General features: G+C 66.4%; 12 protein-coding genes and 1 pseudogene. 6 read left to right on the forward strand and 7 right to left on the reverse strand.

What is annotated here, in order from left to right; all coding sequences use genetic code 11:
* Nucleotides 1–279 precede the first annotated feature (279 nt).
* The 5 genes from ACP7AS_RS03930 (at nt 280) to ACP7AS_RS03950 (ending at nt 6,869) form a co-directional block, all read left to right on the forward strand.
* The gene (locus ACP7AS_RS03930) at nt 280–1,449 is read left to right on the forward strand and encodes an NAD(P)/FAD-dependent oxidoreductase (protein ID WP_426027557.1); all 1,170 of its coding nucleotides are present in this window, start codon (nt 280–282) and stop codon (nt 1,447–1,449) included.
* Entirely contained in the window at nt 1,446–1,649 is a 204-nt protein-coding gene (locus tag ACP7AS_RS03935; RefSeq protein WP_426027558.1) for a YgaP family membrane protein, read from the forward strand. Before ACP7AS_RS03930 ends, ACP7AS_RS03935 begins: the two co-directional genes overlap by 4 nt.
* 564 nt (nt 1,650–2,213) lie before the next feature.
* Entirely contained in the window at nt 2,214–3,866 is a 1,653-nt protein-coding gene (locus ACP7AS_RS03940; protein WP_426027559.1) for a ShlB/FhaC/HecB family hemolysin secretion/activation protein, read from the forward strand.
* A gap of 52 nt (nt 3,867–3,918) precedes the next feature.
* Entirely contained in the window at nt 3,919–6,216 is a 2,298-nt protein-coding gene (locus ACP7AS_RS03945) for a filamentous hemagglutinin N-terminal domain-containing protein (RefSeq protein WP_426027560.1), read from the forward strand.
* A 2-nt stretch (nt 6,217–6,218) separates the two neighbouring features.
* On the forward strand, nt 6,219–6,869 hold the full coding sequence (locus ACP7AS_RS03950; protein ID WP_426027561.1) for a L,D-transpeptidase: 651 nt from the start codon (nt 6,219–6,221) through the stop codon (nt 6,867–6,869).
* Nucleotides 6,870–7,655: 786 nt separating this feature from the next.
* Here the strand turns inward: ACP7AS_RS03950 and ACP7AS_RS03955 are convergent.
* From ACP7AS_RS03955 to ACP7AS_RS03975, 5 genes and pseudogenes are all read right to left on the reverse strand, one after another.
* Entirely contained in the window at nt 7,656–10,496 is a 2,841-nt protein-coding gene (locus tag ACP7AS_RS03955; RefSeq protein WP_426027562.1) for a M16 family metallopeptidase, read from the reverse strand.
* 314 nt (nt 10,497–10,810) lie between these two features.
* Nucleotides 10,811–12,358, reverse strand: a complete 1,548-nt coding sequence (locus ACP7AS_RS03960; RefSeq protein ID WP_426027563.1) for an aldehyde dehydrogenase family protein — start codon at nt 12,356–12,358, stop codon at nt 10,811–10,813.
* Nucleotides 12,359–12,388: 30 nt separating this feature from the next.
* Nucleotides 12,389–14,041: an acetolactate synthase large subunit gene (locus tag ACP7AS_RS03965; RefSeq protein WP_426027564.1), complete on the reverse strand. Its 1,653-nt coding sequence runs from the start codon at nt 14,039–14,041 to the stop codon at nt 12,389–12,391.
* Nucleotides 14,042–14,452: 411 nt separating this feature from the next.
* On the reverse strand, nt 14,453–14,746 hold the full coding sequence (locus tag ACP7AS_RS03970) for a DUF2269 family protein (protein WP_426028134.1): 294 nt from the start codon (nt 14,744–14,746) through the stop codon (nt 14,453–14,455).
* Nucleotides 14,747–14,768: 22 nt separating this feature from the next.
* Nucleotides 14,769–14,921: pseudogene (locus ACP7AS_RS03975) on the reverse strand (DUF2269 family protein); the annotation flags it as partial.
* Nucleotides 14,922–15,346: 425 nt separating this feature from the next.
* On the opposite strand from ACP7AS_RS03975, the gene ACP7AS_RS03980 reads away from it, so the two are divergent.
* Nucleotides 15,347–16,426, forward strand: coding sequence for a hydratase (locus ACP7AS_RS03980; protein WP_426027565.1), 1,080 nt, complete (start codon nt 15,347–15,349; stop codon nt 16,424–16,426).
* A gap of 10 nt (nt 16,427–16,436) precedes the next feature.
* Here the strand turns inward: ACP7AS_RS03980 and ACP7AS_RS03985 are convergent, their stop codons facing one another.
* Together ACP7AS_RS03985 and ACP7AS_RS03990 are read right to left on the reverse strand one after the other, a co-directional pair.
* Nucleotides 16,437–17,576 carry an ATP-grasp domain-containing protein gene (locus ACP7AS_RS03985; RefSeq protein WP_426027566.1) on the reverse strand — a complete coding sequence of 380 codons (1,140 nt, stop codon included), beginning with the start codon at nt 17,574–17,576 and terminating at the stop codon, nt 16,437–16,439.
* On the reverse strand, nt 17,573–18,976 hold the full coding sequence (locus ACP7AS_RS03990; protein WP_426027567.1) for a cytochrome P450: 1,404 nt from the start codon (nt 18,974–18,976) through the stop codon (nt 17,573–17,575). Before ACP7AS_RS03990 ends, ACP7AS_RS03985 begins: the two co-directional genes overlap by 4 nt.
* Between the last annotated feature and the right edge of the window lie 20 nt (nt 18,977–18,996).

The following is an 18,996-nucleotide window of genomic DNA, read 5'->3' on the forward strand; positions in this document are numbered from 1 at the left end:
TTAGTTCATGCTAATATGATTGCAAGCTTGAGGACTGTCCTCCCGGAAAAAATCGTCGGCCTTGATGCGGATCAAGGCACGGCGATTTGAGTGGCGCAGGATCAGGCTGCGGAAAACCGTCTCAGGAGGACCACGCATGGATCGGCCCACCATCGTCATTATCGGCGCAGGCCTGGGCGGTGCGATCGCCGCCTATGATCTGCGCCACGTCCTGGGTGACCGCGCCCGGATCGTCATGATCTCGAAGGGCGATACCTTCCACTTCACGCCGTCCAACCCATGGGTGGCCGTCAACTGGCGCAAGCGCGAGGCCATCGAGGTCAACCTGCCGGTGGTGATGAAGCGCAGGGGCGTGGAGTTCATCACGTCGCCGCAGCCCGCATCCGACCCGCCGACAAGGGTATCGACCTCACCGACGGTCGGGCGCTTCACTACGACTATCTGGTCATCGCCACCGGGCCGGACCTGGCCTTCGACGAGATCCCCGGGCTGGGGCCGCACAGCCACACGGTGTCGATCTGCCATGTCGATCATGCGGTCGAGGCGGCCGAAGCGTTCGACCGCTTTGTCGAGAACCCCGGCCCGATCGTGGTCGGAGCCGTCCAGGGAGCTTCCTGCTTCGGACCGGCCTATGAGTTCGCGATGATCCTCGACACCGAACTGCGCCGGCGAAAGCTGCGCGACCGCGTGCCGATGACCTTTGTGACCTCCGAACCCTATATCGGCCACCTCGGCCTCGACGGAGTCGGCGACACCAAGGGACTGCTGGAGAGCGAGATGCGCCAGCGGCATATCAAATGGATCACCAACGCCAGGGTGAAGAGCGTCGACGCCGGCATGATGCATGTAGAGGAGATCGGCGGGGACGGAGCCGTCACGGCCAATCACGATCTGCCCTTCGTCTATTCGATGATGTTGCCGGCGTTCCGCGGGGTCGAGGCGGTTCGCGGGGTTGAAGGCCTGACCAATCCGCGCGGGTTCATTCTGGTGGACAAGCACCAGCGGAATCCGACCTGGCCCGACATCTTCGCCCTCGGTGTCTGCATCGCCATTCCGCCCACCGGTCCGACGCCCGTGCCTGTGGGCGTGCCCAAGACCGGCTTCATGATCGAGAGCATGGTCACGGCCATTTCGGCCAATCTGAAACAGATCATAAGCGGCGAGGCACCGACCAACGAGGCCAGCTGGAACGCGATCTGCCTGGCCGACTTCGGCGACGGCGGCGTGGCCTTCATGGCCCAGCCGCAGATTCCGCCCCGCAACATCAACTGGTCGGCCAGCGGCGGCTGGGTACACGCCGCCAAGGTCGCCTTCGAGGGCTACTTCCTGCACAAGGTCCGCAAGGGCCAGGCAGAGCCGCTGTACGAAAAACTCGCGCTTGACCTGATCGGTGCCCACAAGCTGCGCCGCACCACCCAGTCCCCCCCTCAACAGGAGCCCCGGTCATGAGCGTTGATCGTGCCGTCATGATGTTCGCCGGCCTGATGGTCCTTGTCAGTGTCGCGCTCGCCCACTGGGTCAACCCCGCCTGGGCGTGGCTGACCGTATTCGTTGGGGCCAATCTGATGCAGGCGTCGATCACGCGCTTCTGTCCGGCGGCGATCCTCTTCCGTCGGCTGGGCGTAAGACCGGGGCCGGCATTCCGATAGTCGCTGTTTAAAAGACGCCTTGGCCGACCGCCAGCTCAGAGTTGCTGGACGCCGCGCTTCCGTCAGCTGCCACGCCCTGCCTCCGCCGTATGCGACTGCCGAACCACCACCCAACCTCTGCTTCAACTCCGGAAAGCAAGGTGTGCCGAAGGCCGCCGATCGGGCGCTCGCCCCCTTCCCCGACTTTAATGCGTTGGACGTCGATTTCGAACCGCGAGGGTTATCCCGCGCCCAAGCGCGGTTAGCTGCATCCAGCCATTTGCCGTCACAATGCCTGCAAATCATTGCAACCCGTGCTATTGGTGGGTCTTGTATTCTATTTGCAGATATCAGTGGAACAAAGCGGCTGCGATATGAGTTGTTCATACAGACTCATAATTGAACAGCCAGTTTACTTGTTGTTAACTGCGTGATTTTCGAATTTTGATAGCCGCGGCCACCTCCCGTGGCAGTTATATTTTCCGATATATTACAGTCGGACTGTAGCCAGGCTTCCTACGTGCGTGCCCTCCGCTGCGTGAGGGCCGGTACGCTCTGATTTCGCGGCGGCGCTTCGAGGTAGCTATGTTGAGATCCGGCCTGATAGCGGCCGCGCTACTGGCGACCAGTCAGAGCGCGTACGCACAGCAGGTGCCGCGCGCCGGCGCACAACTGCAACAGATCCCGCCCCCCACCGTCGCGCAGCGGCCCGGTCCCCGGATTCGCATCGAACAGCCCGACGCCCCCGTCAACGCTGTGGCGGAAGGCGCGCGCATCCACGTGAGGTCTCTACGGGTGACCGGGGCAACGCTTTTCCCCGAGGGAGAGTTGGTCACCGCCACGGGATTCACGCCGGGGAGCGACCTGACCCTGCCGGAACTCCGGAACCTGGCCGCCGGGATTACGCGGTTCTACAATCGCCATGGCTATGTTCTGGCCCAGGCCTATCTGCCGGCGCAGGACGTACTCGACGGGACCGTGACAATCGCCGTGATCGAGGGTCGTTACGGCACGATCAGCCTGCGCAACGAGTCCGGCGTATCCGAAAGCGTGGTCCGCCGCAGAACGGTCGGCCTGACCAGTGGAGATCCCGTTGCGATCGCCCCTCTGGAACGGCGGCTGCTGTTGCTCTCAGATACTCCAGGCCTCGTTGTTCACTCGACCCTGTCACCGGGCGCGGCGGTCGGGACCTCAGACCTGACCGTCGACCTGGCCCGCGCACCGCGCCTCTACGGCAGTGTGGAAGCCGACAACGCGGGCAACCGGTACACCGGCGCATACAGGTTCGGCGGCTCGGTCAACTACAGCAATGCGACAGGGTTCGGTGACCTGCTGAGTCTGCGCCTGCTCGCCTCCACCGAGGGCCTGGCCTACGGACGCGCCGCCTGGCAGGCGCCGCTGGGCGAGGCCACAGTCGGCGTCGCCTACACACACATGCAGTACAGCCTCGGTCGGGAGTTCGAGGCGCTCGACGCGACCGGCACGGCCGACATCTTCAGCGCCTTCGCCAGCTATCCGCTGATCCGTTCGCGGGCCGCGAACCTCTACGCCCTGGTCAGTTTCGACGCGAAATACCTGACCGACGAGATCGGTCTCGTCTCCCAGGTGTCGGACAAACAGGTGCGGGCCGTGACCCTCGGTCTGCAGGGCGATTCCGGCGGCGGCCGGAATGCCTTATCGCTGTTCTGGACATCGGGCGATCTCGACATCGACAGCCCGCTCGAACGCGCCGCTGATGCAGTGACCGCTCGATCCCGGGGCGGATTCAACAAGCTGCAGTACGCCGTCTCGCGCCTGCAGACGGTCAGCGGGCCGCTGTCAGTCTACGGCAGCCTGCGCGGCCAGATGGCGACCGACAACCTCGACAGTTCCGAGAAGATGGAGCTGGGCGGTGCCTATGCAGTCCGCGCCTATCCCGAAGGCGAGGCCTACGGCGACGAAGGCTATGTCGCAACGGGCGAGGCCCGACTGAGACTGGATCAATGGACCGGAGGCCTGCCGGGCCAGTTCGAGCTGATCGGCTTCGTCGACGCGGGCGAGGTCGACTTCGCGCATGATCCCTGGTTCGCGGGCCCCAACCGCGCGCGTCGCAGCGGTGCCGGCTTCGGACTGAACTGGTTCGGGCCGCAGGACCTGATCATCCGCGCGTCCTATGCCCACAGACTCAACGACCAGATCTCGACCTCGGGACCGGACGAAACCGGCCGCGCATGGTTCCAGATCGTCAAGCTGTTCTGATGGCCGCCCCCCTCCATTCCCCTTCGCGCCCCCCCCTCACAAGGACGTTCTGATGACCAGGCTCCACAAGCTGACCGGCGGCGTCGCACGGGCGGGGCACCAGGCCAGCCCGCCGTGCCGCAGAGGCGCGTTGTCCGGTTCGACCGCCCTCGCCGGCATCGCCGTCTGGGCCATGGTCGGACTGACCGTTTCGCTTTCGCTGGGGACATCAGCGCGGGCCCAGACCCTGCCCACCGGCGGATCCGTCGTAGCCGGCGGCGCGACCATCACCACCGGTCCCGGCACGGTGACGATCAACCAGTCGACCCAGACTACGGCGATCAATTGGCAGAGCTTCTCGATCGGCCAGGGCGGAAGCGTCGTGTTCGTTCAGCCCAACAGCCGTTCAGCCGCGCTGAACCGCGTGCTGGGAGCGGACGCCTCGGCGATTTTCGGCAGCCTGACGTCCAACGGCCAGGTGTTCCTGATCAATCCCAACGGCGTGCTGTTCGGGCAGGGCTCCCAGGTCAGTGTCGGCGGGCTGGTCGCGTCGACCCTGGGGATGAGCGACGCCGACTTCATGGCTGGCGACTACAGGTTCTCGGGCAGCGGCGGCACCGTGCTCAACCAGGGCACGATCATCGCCGATGGCGGCTATGCCGCCCTGCTGGGCGGTCACGTCAGCAATGAAGGGCTGATCCAGGCCAATCTGGGCACGATCGCCCTCGTCGCAGGCGACGCCGTCACCCTCGATGTCGCGGGCGACGGCCTTCTGAACGTGGCCGTCGACAGGGGCGCGGCCAACGCCCTGGTGCAGAACGGCGGAATGCTGCAGGCCGACGGGGGCCGGGTACTGATGACCGCCCAGGGCGCGGGCGACCTGTTGAGGACCGTGGTCAACACGACCGGCGTGATTCAGGCCCGCACCATAGGCGAGCGCAACGGCGTCATCCTCTTGCTGGGCGACATGCAGAGCGGGACGGTCAACGTGGCCGGCGTCCTCGACGCCAGCGCGCCCGACGGGGGTGATGGCGGATTTATCGACACCTCCGCCCGGACCGTGAACATCGCGGCAGCAACCCGCATAACGACCGAGGCTCCTTCAGGCGCGGCCGGGACCTGGCTGATCGATCCCGCGGACTTCACCATCGGCGCGGGCGGCAACATATCCGGAGCCACCCTGTCCGCCCAGCTGGTGACCACCAATGTCGTGATCAGCACCATGACCGGACCGGGCGCGGCCCTTCCGGGCAACGGCGACATCCACGTCAATGACGCGATCGCCTGGACCGCGTCCTCCACCCCCACCACCCTGACGCTGAACGCCAACCGCGACGTCAACATCAACGCCGCCATCTCGGCCACCAACGGGAATCTGGTGGCCTGTTGCGGGCGCGACGTGAACGTCAATGCCGCCATCACCACCGTGAACGGCAGCGTCCTGCTGAACGCCGGGCAGAACGTGAACGTCTATCACGCCATCACCACGACGGACGGCAACATCGCCCTGTGCGCCGGGCACGACGTCCATATCGACGCAGCGGTCACCCTGACCCGCGGCAGCACGATTCCGGCGCAGAGCCTCGGCCTGCCGGTTGGCCTGACCCTGATCGCCGGTGCCGACGGAACGGGCCCGGGCGTGGGCGGCGGGACCATCATATTCAGCCCGCTGGCACCGCCGATCACGGTCACGGTCGCGCCCGTGTCGATCTTCTACAATCCGGCGTCCTACGCCGCCCCGTCCGACTTCCGCACCCGTTTCATCCTGACCGAGGGGGCGGCGCTGAGCCAGCGCATGCTGCTGTTCCCGGACGGTGGGCGGGCCTTCAACGGCACGACGGCGACCACCCTCAACGGATTCCGGACAACGGCCATCTCGGGCGCGCCGACCGGAGTCACCCTGGTAGCGGGACCGGCGGCCACCGCGACCTTCGATTCCGCGGCGGCCGGTGCCGATGTCGGCATCACCTACAGCGGCTACACCCTCGCCGGAGCCAATGCCGATCAATACGCCCTGGCCGGCTCCTGCTGTGTGGGCACCTTCCGGACGCGCGGCACGATCTCGTCCACCACGGTGACGCCGCCGGTCGTTCCGCCAGTGGTTCCACCGGTGACGCCGCCCGTCACACCGCCGCCGGTCACACCGCCCGGAGTCCCGCCGTTCGTCTCGCCGTTGCCGACCGTGCCCTATCCCGTCGTCACGCCCGTACCGGACCTGGCGCTGGACCTCGTCGATCGTGGCGTGAGGATGCCGCCGTACGAAGCGCCCACGGCCGCTCCACCCGTCGAGGAGGCGATAGCCGCGCCCGCCCCTGCAACTAGGGTCGCGCCGCCCGTTCCGGTCTATGTCCGCAAGCAGGATCGCAACTGACCGTGCCCGCCCGGACGATTCTGTACCTGACGGCGGCGGGGCTGGCGCTCGGCCTCGCTTTTCCGCAATCCAGCCTCGCCTCGGTGCTACCGCGTCCGCCTGATGGCCGCGATGCCGCCGTCTGGTCGGCCGCAGGCGAGGTCACGGCCTGGATCAGGGAGACAGCCGACAATCAGGGGCTGCCGTTCCTGATCGTGGACAAGGTCAATGCACAGGTTCTGGCCTTTGATCCCGAGGGCCGCTTGCTGGGGACGGCACCCGCCCTGCTGGGCCTGGCGCGAGGCGACGTATCGCCGCCGGGAGTCGGAGATCGCCCCCTTTCCGCCATCGGTCCGGGAGACCGCATCACGCCGGCCGGACGGTTCGTGGCGTCGATGGGAGAGAACCTCGGCGGCAAGGGCATCCTGTGGATCGACTACGCCGCCGCCCTGTCCCTGCATGCGGTCATCACGACCCGCCCGGCCGACCGCCGCCTGCAGCGACTCGCCACGGCCACACCCCTGGACAACCGTATCTCGTTCGGATGCGTGAACGTGCCCGTGAGGTTTTACGAAGAGGTCGTCCAGCCCGCGTTCAACGGCACTGTGGGGATCGTCTATATTCTGCCGGAGTCGGGCCCGCTCGCGGATGTGTTCTTCTCCGCGCCCGATTGAGCGCCACCGGGACGGGACGCCGGAACACGCTGCCGCCGCCGCTTCGGTACCTGGTCAAAGTCACGCCTGGCGGAGACGAGTCCGCGTTGGACGGCCAGCACCGCCACGGGCGCTGCGGGGATGATGCGGCTCGACAATCGGCGCCGGCGAGGACTTCCGCCGGTTGCCGCGCCGGGTCCCAGGTTGCGGCGTCCGTGGAAGCGCCAGGAAAAAGGGTGTGTGTCCCGACTTCGACAGGCCCCTCTCATCCGTGCATCCCCGCGAAGGCGGGGGTGCACGGCGTTTCCAATGCTGGAGATTACCCGCCAGCCAGACGACTCCGAGCAGCTAACCCACTGCTTTTACATACAATAGTCTGAAAACCAGCGTCATCTCCCCGCCGCAGGAAAGACCCGCCCCATACTACGCAGGTCCCGTCGCACCGGGAGGCTCGCTCGGCCGGCGATCCGAAGTGGCGGCGGGAGCGGAAGGAAGCGGGCCGCGACGGAGCGATCCGGATGCGGAGGCCCGGAGGCTGCAACGCCCCCAGGTCAAGGGACGGGGAACAACCCCCGTCCGGTCCAGGAGACGGTCGTCGCCGTCCCTGCCCGCGGCGCGCGGACCGGGTCACCTGCCAACAACAGGCGACGGCCCCGGCGCGTCGAAAACCAGCCGCGCGGAGCGTCTGTCTTTCGCCGAAACGGTATTCAAATCTCTTCTCCGGGCGAAGGCCCGGGCGCTCCGCCACGCCTCCCACGCCCCTCGCGCGCCCCCGGCGCGAGGTAGCATCGCCACGCCTGACAGCCCTTACCGGGCGGAGCGCACCTCCAGCGGCAGACCGAGGGCTTCCAGTTGCGGGCGCACGACCGCAGCATCACCGACGACGACCCAGACGAACTGGCCGGGCTTGATGACCTGCCGGGCCGCTTCGTCCATCTGGGCGGCGGTCAGGGCGCGGGTGCGGCTGGCCAGCGTCGCCTGATAGTCGTCGGGACGGCCGTAGAGGGCGTTGGAGCGCAGCGCGCCCAGGATCTGGCCCGAGGTTTCGAAACCGCCGGCCAGCGACCGGGTGTTGCCGTTGATCGTCCGCTCCAGCTCCTGCGGCGTGACGCCGTCGGTGTTCAGGAAGCGGTCGTACTGGGCGATCAGGGCCGCAACCGAGTCACCCGTGCGGTTGGCCTGGACCGGGGCATTGACGATATAGGGCACGCGGTGCTCCAGGGCGTTGACCCCGCCCCGCACGCCATAGGACCAGCCCTTGGTCTCGCGCAGGTCCGAGTTGATCCGCGACAGGAAGTCCGAGCCCAGAGTGACGTTGGCGGCGTTCAGGGTCAGCAAGTCGTCGGTCCCCGACACCGGCAGCACGGCACCGCCATAGATCAGGGATTGCGGCGACTGCGGACGGTCGATCAGGACGATCCGGTTGGTCGGCGCGGGCACGGCACCGTCGGCGAAGTCCTTGGTTCCCCGGGCCGTCGAAGGCGCGCGCCAGTCGCCGAAGGCGGCTTCAAGCTGCGCGGTCACCTGCGACAGCGGCAGGTCCGAGACGACGAAGATCGTCGCATTGTCCGGACGCACCCAGGCGTCATGCTCGGCGATCAGGTCGGCGCGCGTCAGGGCCGTCAGGGTCGCTTCGTCGCCCGAACCGGTGAAGGACCGGCCATAGGGGCTGGTCTCGCCATAGATCAGCGGCGGCAGGGCGCGGGCGGCGATGGCACCGGGGTTGGTGCGTTCGCTGGCCAGGCCCGACAGGCGCGAGGCGCGGATGCGCTCGATCTCCGCCGGGGCGAAGGCCGGATTGCGCACCACGTCCGACAACAGGGTCAGGGACGGTGCCAGGTTGGCGGTCACGGTCGACAGGTCGGCCGAAGTCCGGTCCATCGAGGCCGCGACATTGACCGAGGCACCCAGACGTTCCTCTTCCTCGGCCAGCTGGTTGGCGTCGCGGGTCGTCGTGCCCTCGTCCAGCAGGTCCAGCATCATGGCGTGGGCGCCGAGACGATCGGCCCGGTCGGCGGCGTAGCCGGCGTCGAACTCCACGGCCACGCGGGTCACCGGCACGGTATCGACGTGGGCGTAGACGACCTTGATGCCGTTCGAAAGGGCGGTTCGCTCAACGGCGGGGAACTCCAGGTCCGGCACCTGGCCGATGGCCGGCATCGGATCGCGGGCGACGCGCTGGATCTCGGCGGCCGGAGCCGGGGCGGCACCCGCCGGGCTGGCGGCGGCCTCGACATAGGCTTCGCGCTCGCCGGGCGCGATGGTCATGTCGAACACCGGGCGGGTCAGCCAGCGCTGCATGGCGGCCGTGACCTGGGCCGGCGTGACCGAGGCGTACCCGGCCAGCTCCTTCTTGTAGTGATCCGGATCGCCCGCATACAGCTGGCCCTCGGCCAGAACATTGGCCTTGCCGTTGACCTGTTCCAGGCTCTGGATCCGGCCCGAGACATAGCGGGTGGCGACGCGGGCGACCTCTTCCTCGGTCGGGCCCCGGGCGATGAAGTCGGCGACGATGGCATCCAGACGACGGCCCACCTCGCCGGCGTCCACGCCCGGCTTCACATTGACCGAGATGTCGAAGATGCCGACGCGGTGGAAGTCGGACAGGGACGACGACACCTCCACCGCCGTCTGCTCGTCGCGGACCAGCAGATTGTCGAGGCGCGAGGAGGCCAGACCGCCCAGCACCTGGGCACCGACCGACAGCGGAACGGCGTCGTCGCTGAGCAGGCCCGGCACGGCCCAGCTACGCGTCAGGCGGGTCGTGGCCACCCGGTCAGTCATCGTCGCCACGATCGGCGCGGCCAGGGTCGGCACGTCGGCCTCGGCCGGGGTGTTCACCGGGCCGCGTGCGATCGCGCCGAAATACCGATCCATCAGCGGGCGCGCCGTGGCCTCGTCGATGTCACCCGACAGGACGACGATGGCGTTGTTCGGGCCGTAGTTCTCGCGGAACCAGTTGCGCACCGTCTCCAGGCTGGCGGCGTCCAGATCGGCCATCGAGCCGATGGTCGAGTGGCGATAGGGGTGGCCTTCGGGGAAGAGGGCTTCCAGCTGGGCGTATTCGAACATGCCGTAGGGCTGGTTGTCGCCCTGGCGCTTCTCGTTCTGGACCACGCCGCGCTGCAGATCGAGCACGGGCTGGCCGATCTCGCCGAGCAGATAGCCCATGCGGTCACTCTCGAGGAACAGGGCCTGTTCCAGCGCCGGGGTCGGGACGGTCTCGAAATAGTTGGTGCGATCGAACCAGGTCGTGCCGTTCAGATTGCTGGGGCCCAGGTTGCGCATCCGGCCCAGATAGCTGCCCGGCGCATTCTCGGACCCGCCGAACATCAGGTGTTCGAACAGGTGCGCGAAGCCGGTCGAGCCGGCCGGTTCGTCCTTGGAGCCGACATTGTACCAGACCGAAACCGCCACCACCGGTGCCTTGCGATCCTCGTGCACGATCACCGTCAGACCATTGTCCAGCGTGAATCGCTTCCACGGAATGTTGACCTCCGAGACGAGCTCGGCGACCGGCGCCGCGCGAAGCTCGGCGGCCTGGCCCGACGTCGCCGCCGAGGGCGCGGCGGCGCTCTGCGCCAGAACAGGGGCGGCGGGAGCGATGACAGCCAGAAGGGCGGCGAGCGAGATCGAGCGAAGACGCATGGGAAACGGTCCTTTTCCTGGGGCGAACGGACATTACCCGACACCGGCGTTCGTGCAATCGCCAGACTGGCCGGAACGAGGATCGAACGCGACAATTTCAGCGATCTGATGCGCGCGGTGGTCCGCTGCAATCAACGCCTGGATGAGCGCTCTCAGGTCCAGGCCCAATGGCGGCCTCGGAGGCCGGGTCGCATTCGCCTGTCCCGGCTGGCCGGTGGGTTCTGATCCTGCCCCACCTTTCGCCTCCTGGTCGTTCAGCGAAACATTACCGGCCGTTGGAAAACCAGCTGCACCCGGGACGCGGCTGACCGACCTCAGGCCTTGCGACCGAACCAGCCGACGCGCCCCGACGATGGCGTTGGCGACGGCGACGGTGTTGAAGCGGCGGGTGGGGGCGACGAAGGACCCGGCGCAGAAAAACCTTCGACCGGTCGCTGACGGATGACCAGATTGCGGATCTCGGTCATGTCCTCCATGGCGAATTTCACACCCTCGCGGCCGAGGCCGGAATCCTTGACCCCGCCATACGGCATGTTGTCGACGCGATAGCTGGGCACGTCGCCGATCAGGATGCCGCCGACCTCCAGCACGTCCCAGGCCCGCATGGCCTTGTTGATGTCGCGTGTGAAGATGCCCGCCTGCAAGCCGAATTTGGAATCGTTCACCTCGGCCAGGGCTGACTCGAAATCCGAGAAACGCGACAGGATGGCGACCGGTCCGAACGCCTCCTCCTCACGGATCTTGAGCCCCCGCCCGACACCCTCCAGCAGGGTCGCATCCAGCATGGCACCGGTGCGATGGCCGCCGCACAGAAGGGTCGCGCCGGCAGCGCGGGCTTCATTGATCCAGGCCTCGAGCCGGGTCGCTTCCTTCTCGTCGATCATCGGCCCGATGAAGGTCGTCTCCTCGCGCGGATCGCCGCAGATCAGGGCCCGGGCCTTCTTCACCAGCAGGTCGCGCATCGGACCGTAGATTTCGTCGTGGATCAGGATGCGCTGCACCCCGATGCAGGACTGGCCCGACTGGTAGAAGGCCCCGAAGATGATCCGCTCGGCGGCGTCCTCCAGGTCGCTGTCGCGGTCGACGATGACGGCGGCGTTGCCCCCCAGCTCCAGCACCACCTTCTTCTTGCCGGACCTCGCCTTCAGCGCCCAGCCGACGTCGGGCGAGCCGGTGAAGGACAGCAGCTTCAACCGATCGTCCGTAGTGAACAGGTCCGCACCATCCCGCGTGGCCGGCAGGATCGAGAAGGCGCCCCGGGGCAGGTCGGTCTCCGCCAGCACCTCGCCGATGATCAGCGCGCCCAGCGGCGTTCGCGAGGCCGGCTTCATCACGAACGGACACCCCACGGCCAGGGCCGGCGCGATCTTGTGGGCGGCCAGGTTGAGCGGGAAGTTGAACGGCGAGATGAAGGAGCACGGCCCGATCGGCACCCGCTTCCACATGCCCTGATAGCCCCTGGCGCGGGCCGAGATATCCAGAGGCTGAACCTCGCCGGTCATGCGCACCGCCTCCTCCGCGGCGATGCGGAAGGTGTCGATCAGCCGGGTCACCTCGCCCCGCGAATCCCGGATCGGTTTTCCTGCCTCGATGCACAGGGCATAGGCCAGTTCGTCGGCGCGTTCCTGGAAGCGTTTGACGCAATGGGCCAGCACGGCCTGCCGTTCATAGGCCGCCATCCGCGCCATGGGCTCCGTCGCCTTGACCGCCTCGCCGATGGCCCGTTCGATCGTGGCGGCGTCCGCCATGGCCACGCGCGTCGCCACCTTGCCGGTGTATTTGTCGGTCACCTCCAGATCCTGGTTGGGCGTCAGCGCCTCATTGGCCAGGTACAGCGGATAGGCGGCTTTGAGGGACGGCATGAAACGGCGCTCCGGCGGGGGGTCTGGAGGTTAAACCGGCAAGGCCGCACTAAGTTCGCGGACATCCTTGTTCAGGATGCGGTCATTGTCGGCATAGTCGATGGGCACCTCGACCACATGGACCCCCGGCGTATCAAGGCAGTGTTTCAACAGCGCCGGCATGCCTTCCGCCGACGTCACCCGGTGGCCATGCGCCCCATAGCTCTCGGCGTATTTGACGAAGTCCGGATTGCCATAGGTCAGGCCCCAGTCCTCGAAGCCCATATTGGCCTGTTTCCAGCGGATCATGCCGTAGCTGTTGTCGTTCAGGATCAGCACCACGAGGTTGAGCTTCAGTCGCACCGCGGTCTCCAGCTCCTGGCTGTTCATCATGAAACCGCCGTCGCCGCAGACCGCCATAACCTTGCGGTTCGGGAAGATCATGCTCGAGGCCATGGCCGAGGGCAGGCCCGCCCCCATGGTCGCCAGCGCATTGTCGACGAGGAAGGTGTTGGGCATGTGCGCCGGGTAGCTGCGCGTGAACCAGATCTTGTAGACCCCGTTGTCGAGACACAGGATCCCGTCGGACGGCATCACCTTGCGGACCTGATCGACCAGATACTGCGGATAGACCGGGCAGCGCAGGTCGCCGACCGCGGCGGCGGTGTGATCCAGCTCCGCCTTGTGGGCCCGGACCATGGACTCGAAGGTCCAGTGCGGCTGGGCGGCGAGGGTCTCCTTGATCTGCCAGATGGCGTTGGCGATGTCGCCGACCACCTCGATCTGCGGGAAATAGACCGGATCAACCTCGGCTGAACGGAAGCCGATGTGGATCACGTCGCAACCGCCCGGCTTCATGAAGAACGGTGGCTTCTCGATCACATCATGGCCGACGTTGATGATGACGTCGGCCGTCTCGATGATCCGGTGCACGAAGTCTCCGGACGAAAGCGCAGCGCAGCCAAGGTATTTCGGATTGCGCTCGTCGATGACCCCCTTGCCCAGTTGGGTGGTGATGTAAGGAATATCTGTCTTTTCGACCAGTTCGGTGAGCATCCGGCTTGTCAGCTTGCGATTGGCACCGGCGCCGATGATCAAGAGCGGTGACCTGGCCCGGGCGATGCGGTCGACCGCGATCCGGATCGACTTTTCGTCGGCTACAGGGCGCCGGACCTGGCTGGCGACGATCACCGGCGAGGTCGTCTGCTCATGGGCGACGTCTTCGGGGAACTCCAGATGGGTGGCACCGGGCTTCTCTTCCTGGGCCAGACGGACGGCCTCACGCACCCGGGCCGGGATGTTGTCGGCCGAGGCCAGCTGGTGGGTGAATTTGGTGATCGGCCGCATCATGTCGACGACGTCCAGGATCTGGAACCGGCCCTGTTTGGACGATTTGATCGGCTTCTGGCCGGTGATCATCAGCATCGGCATTCCGCCCAGCTGCGCATAGGCGGCCGCGGTCACCAGATTGGTCGCCCCGGGCCCCAGGGTCGCCAGGCAGACACCGGCCTTGCCGGTGTGCCGACCGTAGGTCGCGGCCATAAAGCCGGCCCCCTGCTCGTGCCGGGTCAGGATCAGCCGGATCTTCCTGCTGCGGGACAGGCTGTCGAGGAAGTCGAGATTCTCCTCACCCGGAACGCCGAAAACATATTCGCAGCCTTCCTCTTCCAGGCAGGCGACAAACAAATCCGAGGCCTTGGTCATCGTTTTTTCCAATACAGGGGCACCGGGCGTCGCGGTTGCGGCCCGGACCGGTGAGGAAAGCGGAACTGGATCGGCGGTTTCAGGCGTGGAGGCGGGCCGAACGTCTGCGGATCCGCGCCGTCGCCGTGCCAACGCGGCTACGAGAAGGACAAAGCCGGCCCCGATGGCAATCGCGCCCACGATCAGCGGATTGCTGCCCGCCGCAAGGATCGCGTCGTGTATCGATGCAGCGGTCATACAACCCAGCCCCCACGCGAGCGGCACCATGACCCGGAACGTTGTTCTTTGTCACGCGGGGTCGCGCGTCACGATAAACCGCTGCGTCCCGCATCCGGCACACGCCCTGAGGCCTCCGCCCTCACTCCGCATGGAAGGTTCGGTGCAGACTGGCGGGACGCGACGGTTTCCGTCTCATGCGGTCTTGGCGATCATGACCCAAATCGCAGCCACCAGAGGTACCGTGGCGATGAGGCCCCAGATGACCCAGGTCCGGCAGTCGCGCCAGTATTGGGCCGGCACCTCGCCCGTCTCTCCGAACCGTTTCGCTGCGCGCGCCTGGCGGATCTGCAGCGGCAGCAGGATGCCGAGCCAGAGCACGCCCGACAACACAAAGAGCAACTGCCCATAGAGCAGCCATCGCTCCCCGATCAGGTCGAGCCTGCCGATGAGCGCAGCAGAATAGCCGCCCGCCACGATCAGGATAATGCCCCAAAGGGGTCAGGCTGAGGTCTGTATAGGTGACCAGCTTCTGCGCAAACGCCATGATCGTCGGGTTGCGCGTATGGTCGGCAAACATTTTCCAGATCGCGGTCGCCGACACATTCCCGACCAGCAGGATCACTCCGATGACGTGAACGGTTTTCGCAATTTCGTAGAGCATTTTATTGTTTTAGCTTCTGATTTTTCGCGGCTGCCTGCGCCCCTCACCGCCTCGACCTGAACCGGGACCGGGGTGGCTGGCCGTCAGAACGCAGGACAGACCTGCCCGTCAGCACGCGACTGGTCTGGCGCAAAGCGAGTTGAGCCTGCCGAACGGGCCGTGGCAAGTGTGTGGTCGCGCGAGTACGATGTGATCCTGCCCGAGAATATGTTCGGCGACATCCTGCCAGACGAGATCCCGGTACCGGGTGGTTGGATCGGCCTCTTGCCGCACGCGTTCAGGGCACCGAAACACCGGATCCAAAGTGACAACTGAAATGGACACATCGGTGTCAATCTGGCTTGTCAGTCCGGTGAAAACGGTGCGAGATGGCTCCGGGGAAGTGTGCGCTGGCAGCACCATCCGGCCAGGAGGCGGGGACCACGATGACGGCGATCCGGTTAGAGGACGAGATGATCGCCGAAAGGCGCGCCGCGCCCAGCCTTTATGCGGCTTTCGACGCCTCGGTGACGCGCAAATCGGGTCTGTCGCGTCGCTCGGCCGTGCTGCAATCCTTTGGTGGCGCGCGCCCCGATGGAGGCCCCCGCTTTGATGCGGATGTCCCGCCGGGTGGCTATCTGTGGTGGTACGTCGGCGCCCAGAGCGACTGCGGACGCTACGGCCTGACCCTCATCACCTTCATCGGCAGCGTCTTCTCGCCCTACTATGCCTGGTCGGGCTGGGCGGACCCCTTCAATCACTGCGCCGTCAATCTGGCGCTGTACCGGCTGGACGGCGGCGCGGGCCGTTGGGCCATGACCGAGCGAACGGAACGGACGCTGACCCGCGATTCCAGCCACATCTCGATCGGGCTCAGCAACCTCTCCTGGGAGGACGGTGTGCTGACGGCGCGGATCGACGAGATCGCCACCCCCTTCCCCGAACGGCTGCGCGGCACAATCCGCCTGCGGCCCGAGGCTTTGACGGGTCGCGCCTTCGCCCTAGATGCGGCCCAGGAACATGTCTGGCAGCCCCTCGCCCCGAGGGCGCGGGTCGAGGTTTCCTTCGATACGCCCGGGATTTCATGGAGCGGCGACGGATATCTCGATACCAACCATGGCAGCGAGCCGCTGGAGGCCCGGTTTCGACGCTGGGACTGGTCGCGGGCGCACACGGCCGAGGACGTCCTGCTGTTCTACGACGTAGATCGGCTCGACGGTGCACGCCACGAACTGGCGCTTCGGGTCAACCGGAGCGGTGAGATCGAACGGATCATGGCCCCGCCCACCCACGCCTTGCCGCGAACGGCGTGGGGCGTGCCGCGTCGGGCTCGTGGGGATGCCGGAGGGCCGTTGAAAGTCACCCGGACCCTCGAGGATACACCCTTCTATTCGCGCTCGGCTCTCGCCGGGAACGTTCTGGGACGTCCGGCCGCCATCTGGCACGAAAGCCTGATGCTGGACCGGTTCAGCAATCCAGCCGTGCGTTGCCTGCTGCCGTTCCGGATGCCGCGGGTACCCTGGTAACGAACCCTCGTCAGACAGCGTCCTCGAACCAGCTGATGTCCTCGGTCGAGACCTCGCCAAACGACCGGCCCGTGGCGATCGATCTGGCGATGATCTGAAAGGCGGTCACCGGCATGGTGATAAAGGGCCAGGGGTCCCTGAAGCTCCAGGTCACATCCCGAGCCGTCAGCAGAGTCGCGAAATTCGTCCCGAAACGACTCCGATCGAAGACGGAGCCCTGGGTCTCGGTCAAGGTCGGATAGAATTGCTGCATCCGGTTCGAAGCGCGGACCCGGGGTGGTGGCGCAGCCGGATCCAGTGTCGCCGCAGCCAGATCTGCCGTCTCGATGAAATGGACCCCGCTGGTCACTCTCGGATTGCATTCAATGGCATAGGGAACCCCCTCGCCGTCGACAATGAAATCGAACGAGATGAAGCCTGTATGACGGGTTCTGGAGACGAAATCTTCGACCCAGGCCGTGATCGCCGGATGGTCCACCCGCTCGAACGCCACCGCGACCGTGCCTGACATGACGAGCCCGCGGTAGACCACAGTGGTGGCGACCCGCCCGGCGTGGGCGATCGAAAACGTGCTGAAATGATCCCCTTCGATGCGCTGCTGGACGATCTGTCGCGCATCGCTGCTGGCAGGGTGCGGCGAGGTCCCGGCCAGCCCGAAGGAAAGGCCGCGGCCCGAGCAGGACAGCGCCGGCTTGACCACATAGTCACAGCCCATGGCCAGTGCTTCGGCGTCGGCACTCCCCAGCGCGGCGGTACGCGGCACGGTCAGGCCAAGACCGTCAGCGAGAGCGGCAAAGCTTTGCTTGTCGTGAAGCGCCAGCAGTTCGTCGACCGGCGGCGCGAACACCGAGACCCCCGAGGGAAGCCTGTCGCGAAGATGGGCGACATGCATCGTCTCTTCGGACAGCGGAAGGACCAGATCCACGCTGTCGCGGTCGACGATATCCAGCAGGGCTTCAAGGTAGGCCGCCTTGCCGACCGAGGGTGCGGGTGTCACCCGACTGAAGGCAACCGTGTTGGAGGCCCCTGTCAGATGTCGCCCGAACGGCTCCGCGACAATCACTCTCCAGCCCTGGGCTCGAAAGGCGCGCGCGAAGTCCAGCGCCTTGGGCAGTCGGCCGATGGTGATCAGAACGGTCCCGGGGCTCACGAGGCGCTTCCGACCCGACGGATCCGCACCATGACTTCTTCCGCCGGCCGCGTGGTGAGCCGGGCCACAGGACGCACCCGCTCCGGCCGTTCGACGGTGAAGCGATACCGGCGCATCAGACGTCCGAGAATGAGGGTGGCCTCGGTGGTGGCGAAGGCGGCCCCGACACAGACGCGGCGACCGATCCCGAAGGGAATATAGGCACCGGGGGTCATCTCGTGCTCGCGCTCGGGCAGGAAGCGATCCGGATCAAAGGCGTGGGGATTCTTCCACAGCTGGCTGTGTCGGTGGACGACCCAGGGCGCGATCATGACCATCGAGCCGCGACGCAGTTGATAGCGGCCGAATTTGACGGGCTTCAGGGCAACGCGCGGCAGGAAGGTGATCGGCGGATAGAGCCGCAGCGTCTCGCGAAACACGTTCCGTGCGAAGGTCAGATGTCGTGTCTGTTCGAACGTGATCGGCGCATCCGGCGCCCCCTGCCCGACCTCGGCTTCCATGCGATCGGCCACCTCGGGCCGCATTGCCGCGATGAAGACGGCCCAGGTCAGGGCGCTCGCGGTGGTCTCGTGACCGGCCAGGAAAAAGACCCCCAGCTGGTCGATCAGTTCATCGCGCGTGAAGGCCGCCCCATCCCGGGGATCCCTGGCCCCGATGATGCTTGCGGCGATGTCGTCAAAGGTCGCTCCGGCGGCAAGATGGCGGTCCAGCAGGACGCCGATGTGCCGGCAAATCCGGTCACATGCGTCGAGGACAGGCCGGCTCTGGGGAATAGCGGTGAACGCCTTGTCGAAGATGAGTCGACGCAGCTCGACATGGGCCACACTGCGTTCGAAGACGGCAAAGGACTCGAACACGTCGCGCGCCGTGTCATTGGCAAGGGATGCGGAGAAGACCGTGCGGCAGATGATGTCGGCCGTCAGCTGACCCAGCATCAGGTCCAGAGAGAAGGCCTCGCCCGTGCGGCAACGCTCATCCAGGCGGGCTTCCATGTCGTCGATCGCCGCCGACATCGCCGGAAACGCGATGCTGAGGCGCATATGGGAAAACGCCGGGTCGACCATCCTGCGCTGGGCCCGCCAGCGATCGCCGGCCGAGACAAAGATGCTGTCGCCGACAAGCGGCTCCAGCGCTCCGACCATCAGATCGCTCTTGGGGAACACATCGTCCGGGTCGGCCAGAATGGCCCGGATGTGCTCCGGGTCGTTGACGATCAGGATGAAGCGACGGGAATAGCCGAGCGGACCGAACGGGACTTCATAGGCCGAGGCGGGCAGCAGGCTCAGCAGATTGCCCTCGCCGCGCAGGGCCGTTCGAACGAGGGCGGCGAGCGGCGGCAACGGGTCCGGCCCGGGCGGTTCGTACAGGTCCGGCGGGCCCTGCACCCGATCCCCGTTCACTGCAGATTTTCCTTACGAAC

It is taken from the genome of Brevundimonas sp. TWP2-3-4b2 (genome assembly GCF_049897345.1).
In the GTDB taxonomy this organism is placed as follows: domain Bacteria; phylum Pseudomonadota; class Alphaproteobacteria; order Caulobacterales; family Caulobacteraceae; genus Brevundimonas.

Coding starts and splice junctions, on each gene's coding strand:
- ACP7AS_RS03980 (WP_426027565.1), top strand. CDS start 15,347: ATGACGGCGATCCGGTTAGAGGACGAGATGATCGCCGAAAGGCGCGCC.
- ACP7AS_RS03955 (WP_426027562.1), bottom strand. CDS start 10,496: ATGCGTCTTCGCTCGATCTCGCTCGCCGCCCTTCTGGCTGTCATCGCT.
- ACP7AS_RS03940 (WP_426027559.1), top strand. CDS start 2,214: ATGTTGAGATCCGGCCTGATAGCGGCCGCGCTACTGGCGACCAGTCAG.
- ACP7AS_RS03945 (WP_426027560.1), top strand. CDS start 3,919: ATGACCAGGCTCCACAAGCTGACCGGCGGCGTCGCACGGGCGGGGCAC.
- ACP7AS_RS03960 (WP_426027563.1), bottom strand. CDS start 12,358: ATGCCGTCCCTCAAAGCCGCCTATCCGCTGTACCTGGCCAATGAGGCG.
- ACP7AS_RS03965 (WP_426027564.1), bottom strand. CDS start 14,041: ATGACCAAGGCCTCGGATTTGTTTGTCGCCTGCCTGGAAGAGGAAGGC.
- ACP7AS_RS03930 (WP_426027557.1), top strand. CDS start 280: ATGGGTGGCCGTCAACTGGCGCAAGCGCGAGGCCATCGAGGTCAACCT.
- ACP7AS_RS03935 (WP_426027558.1), top strand. CDS start 1,446: ATGAGCGTTGATCGTGCCGTCATGATGTTCGCCGGCCTGATGGTCCTT.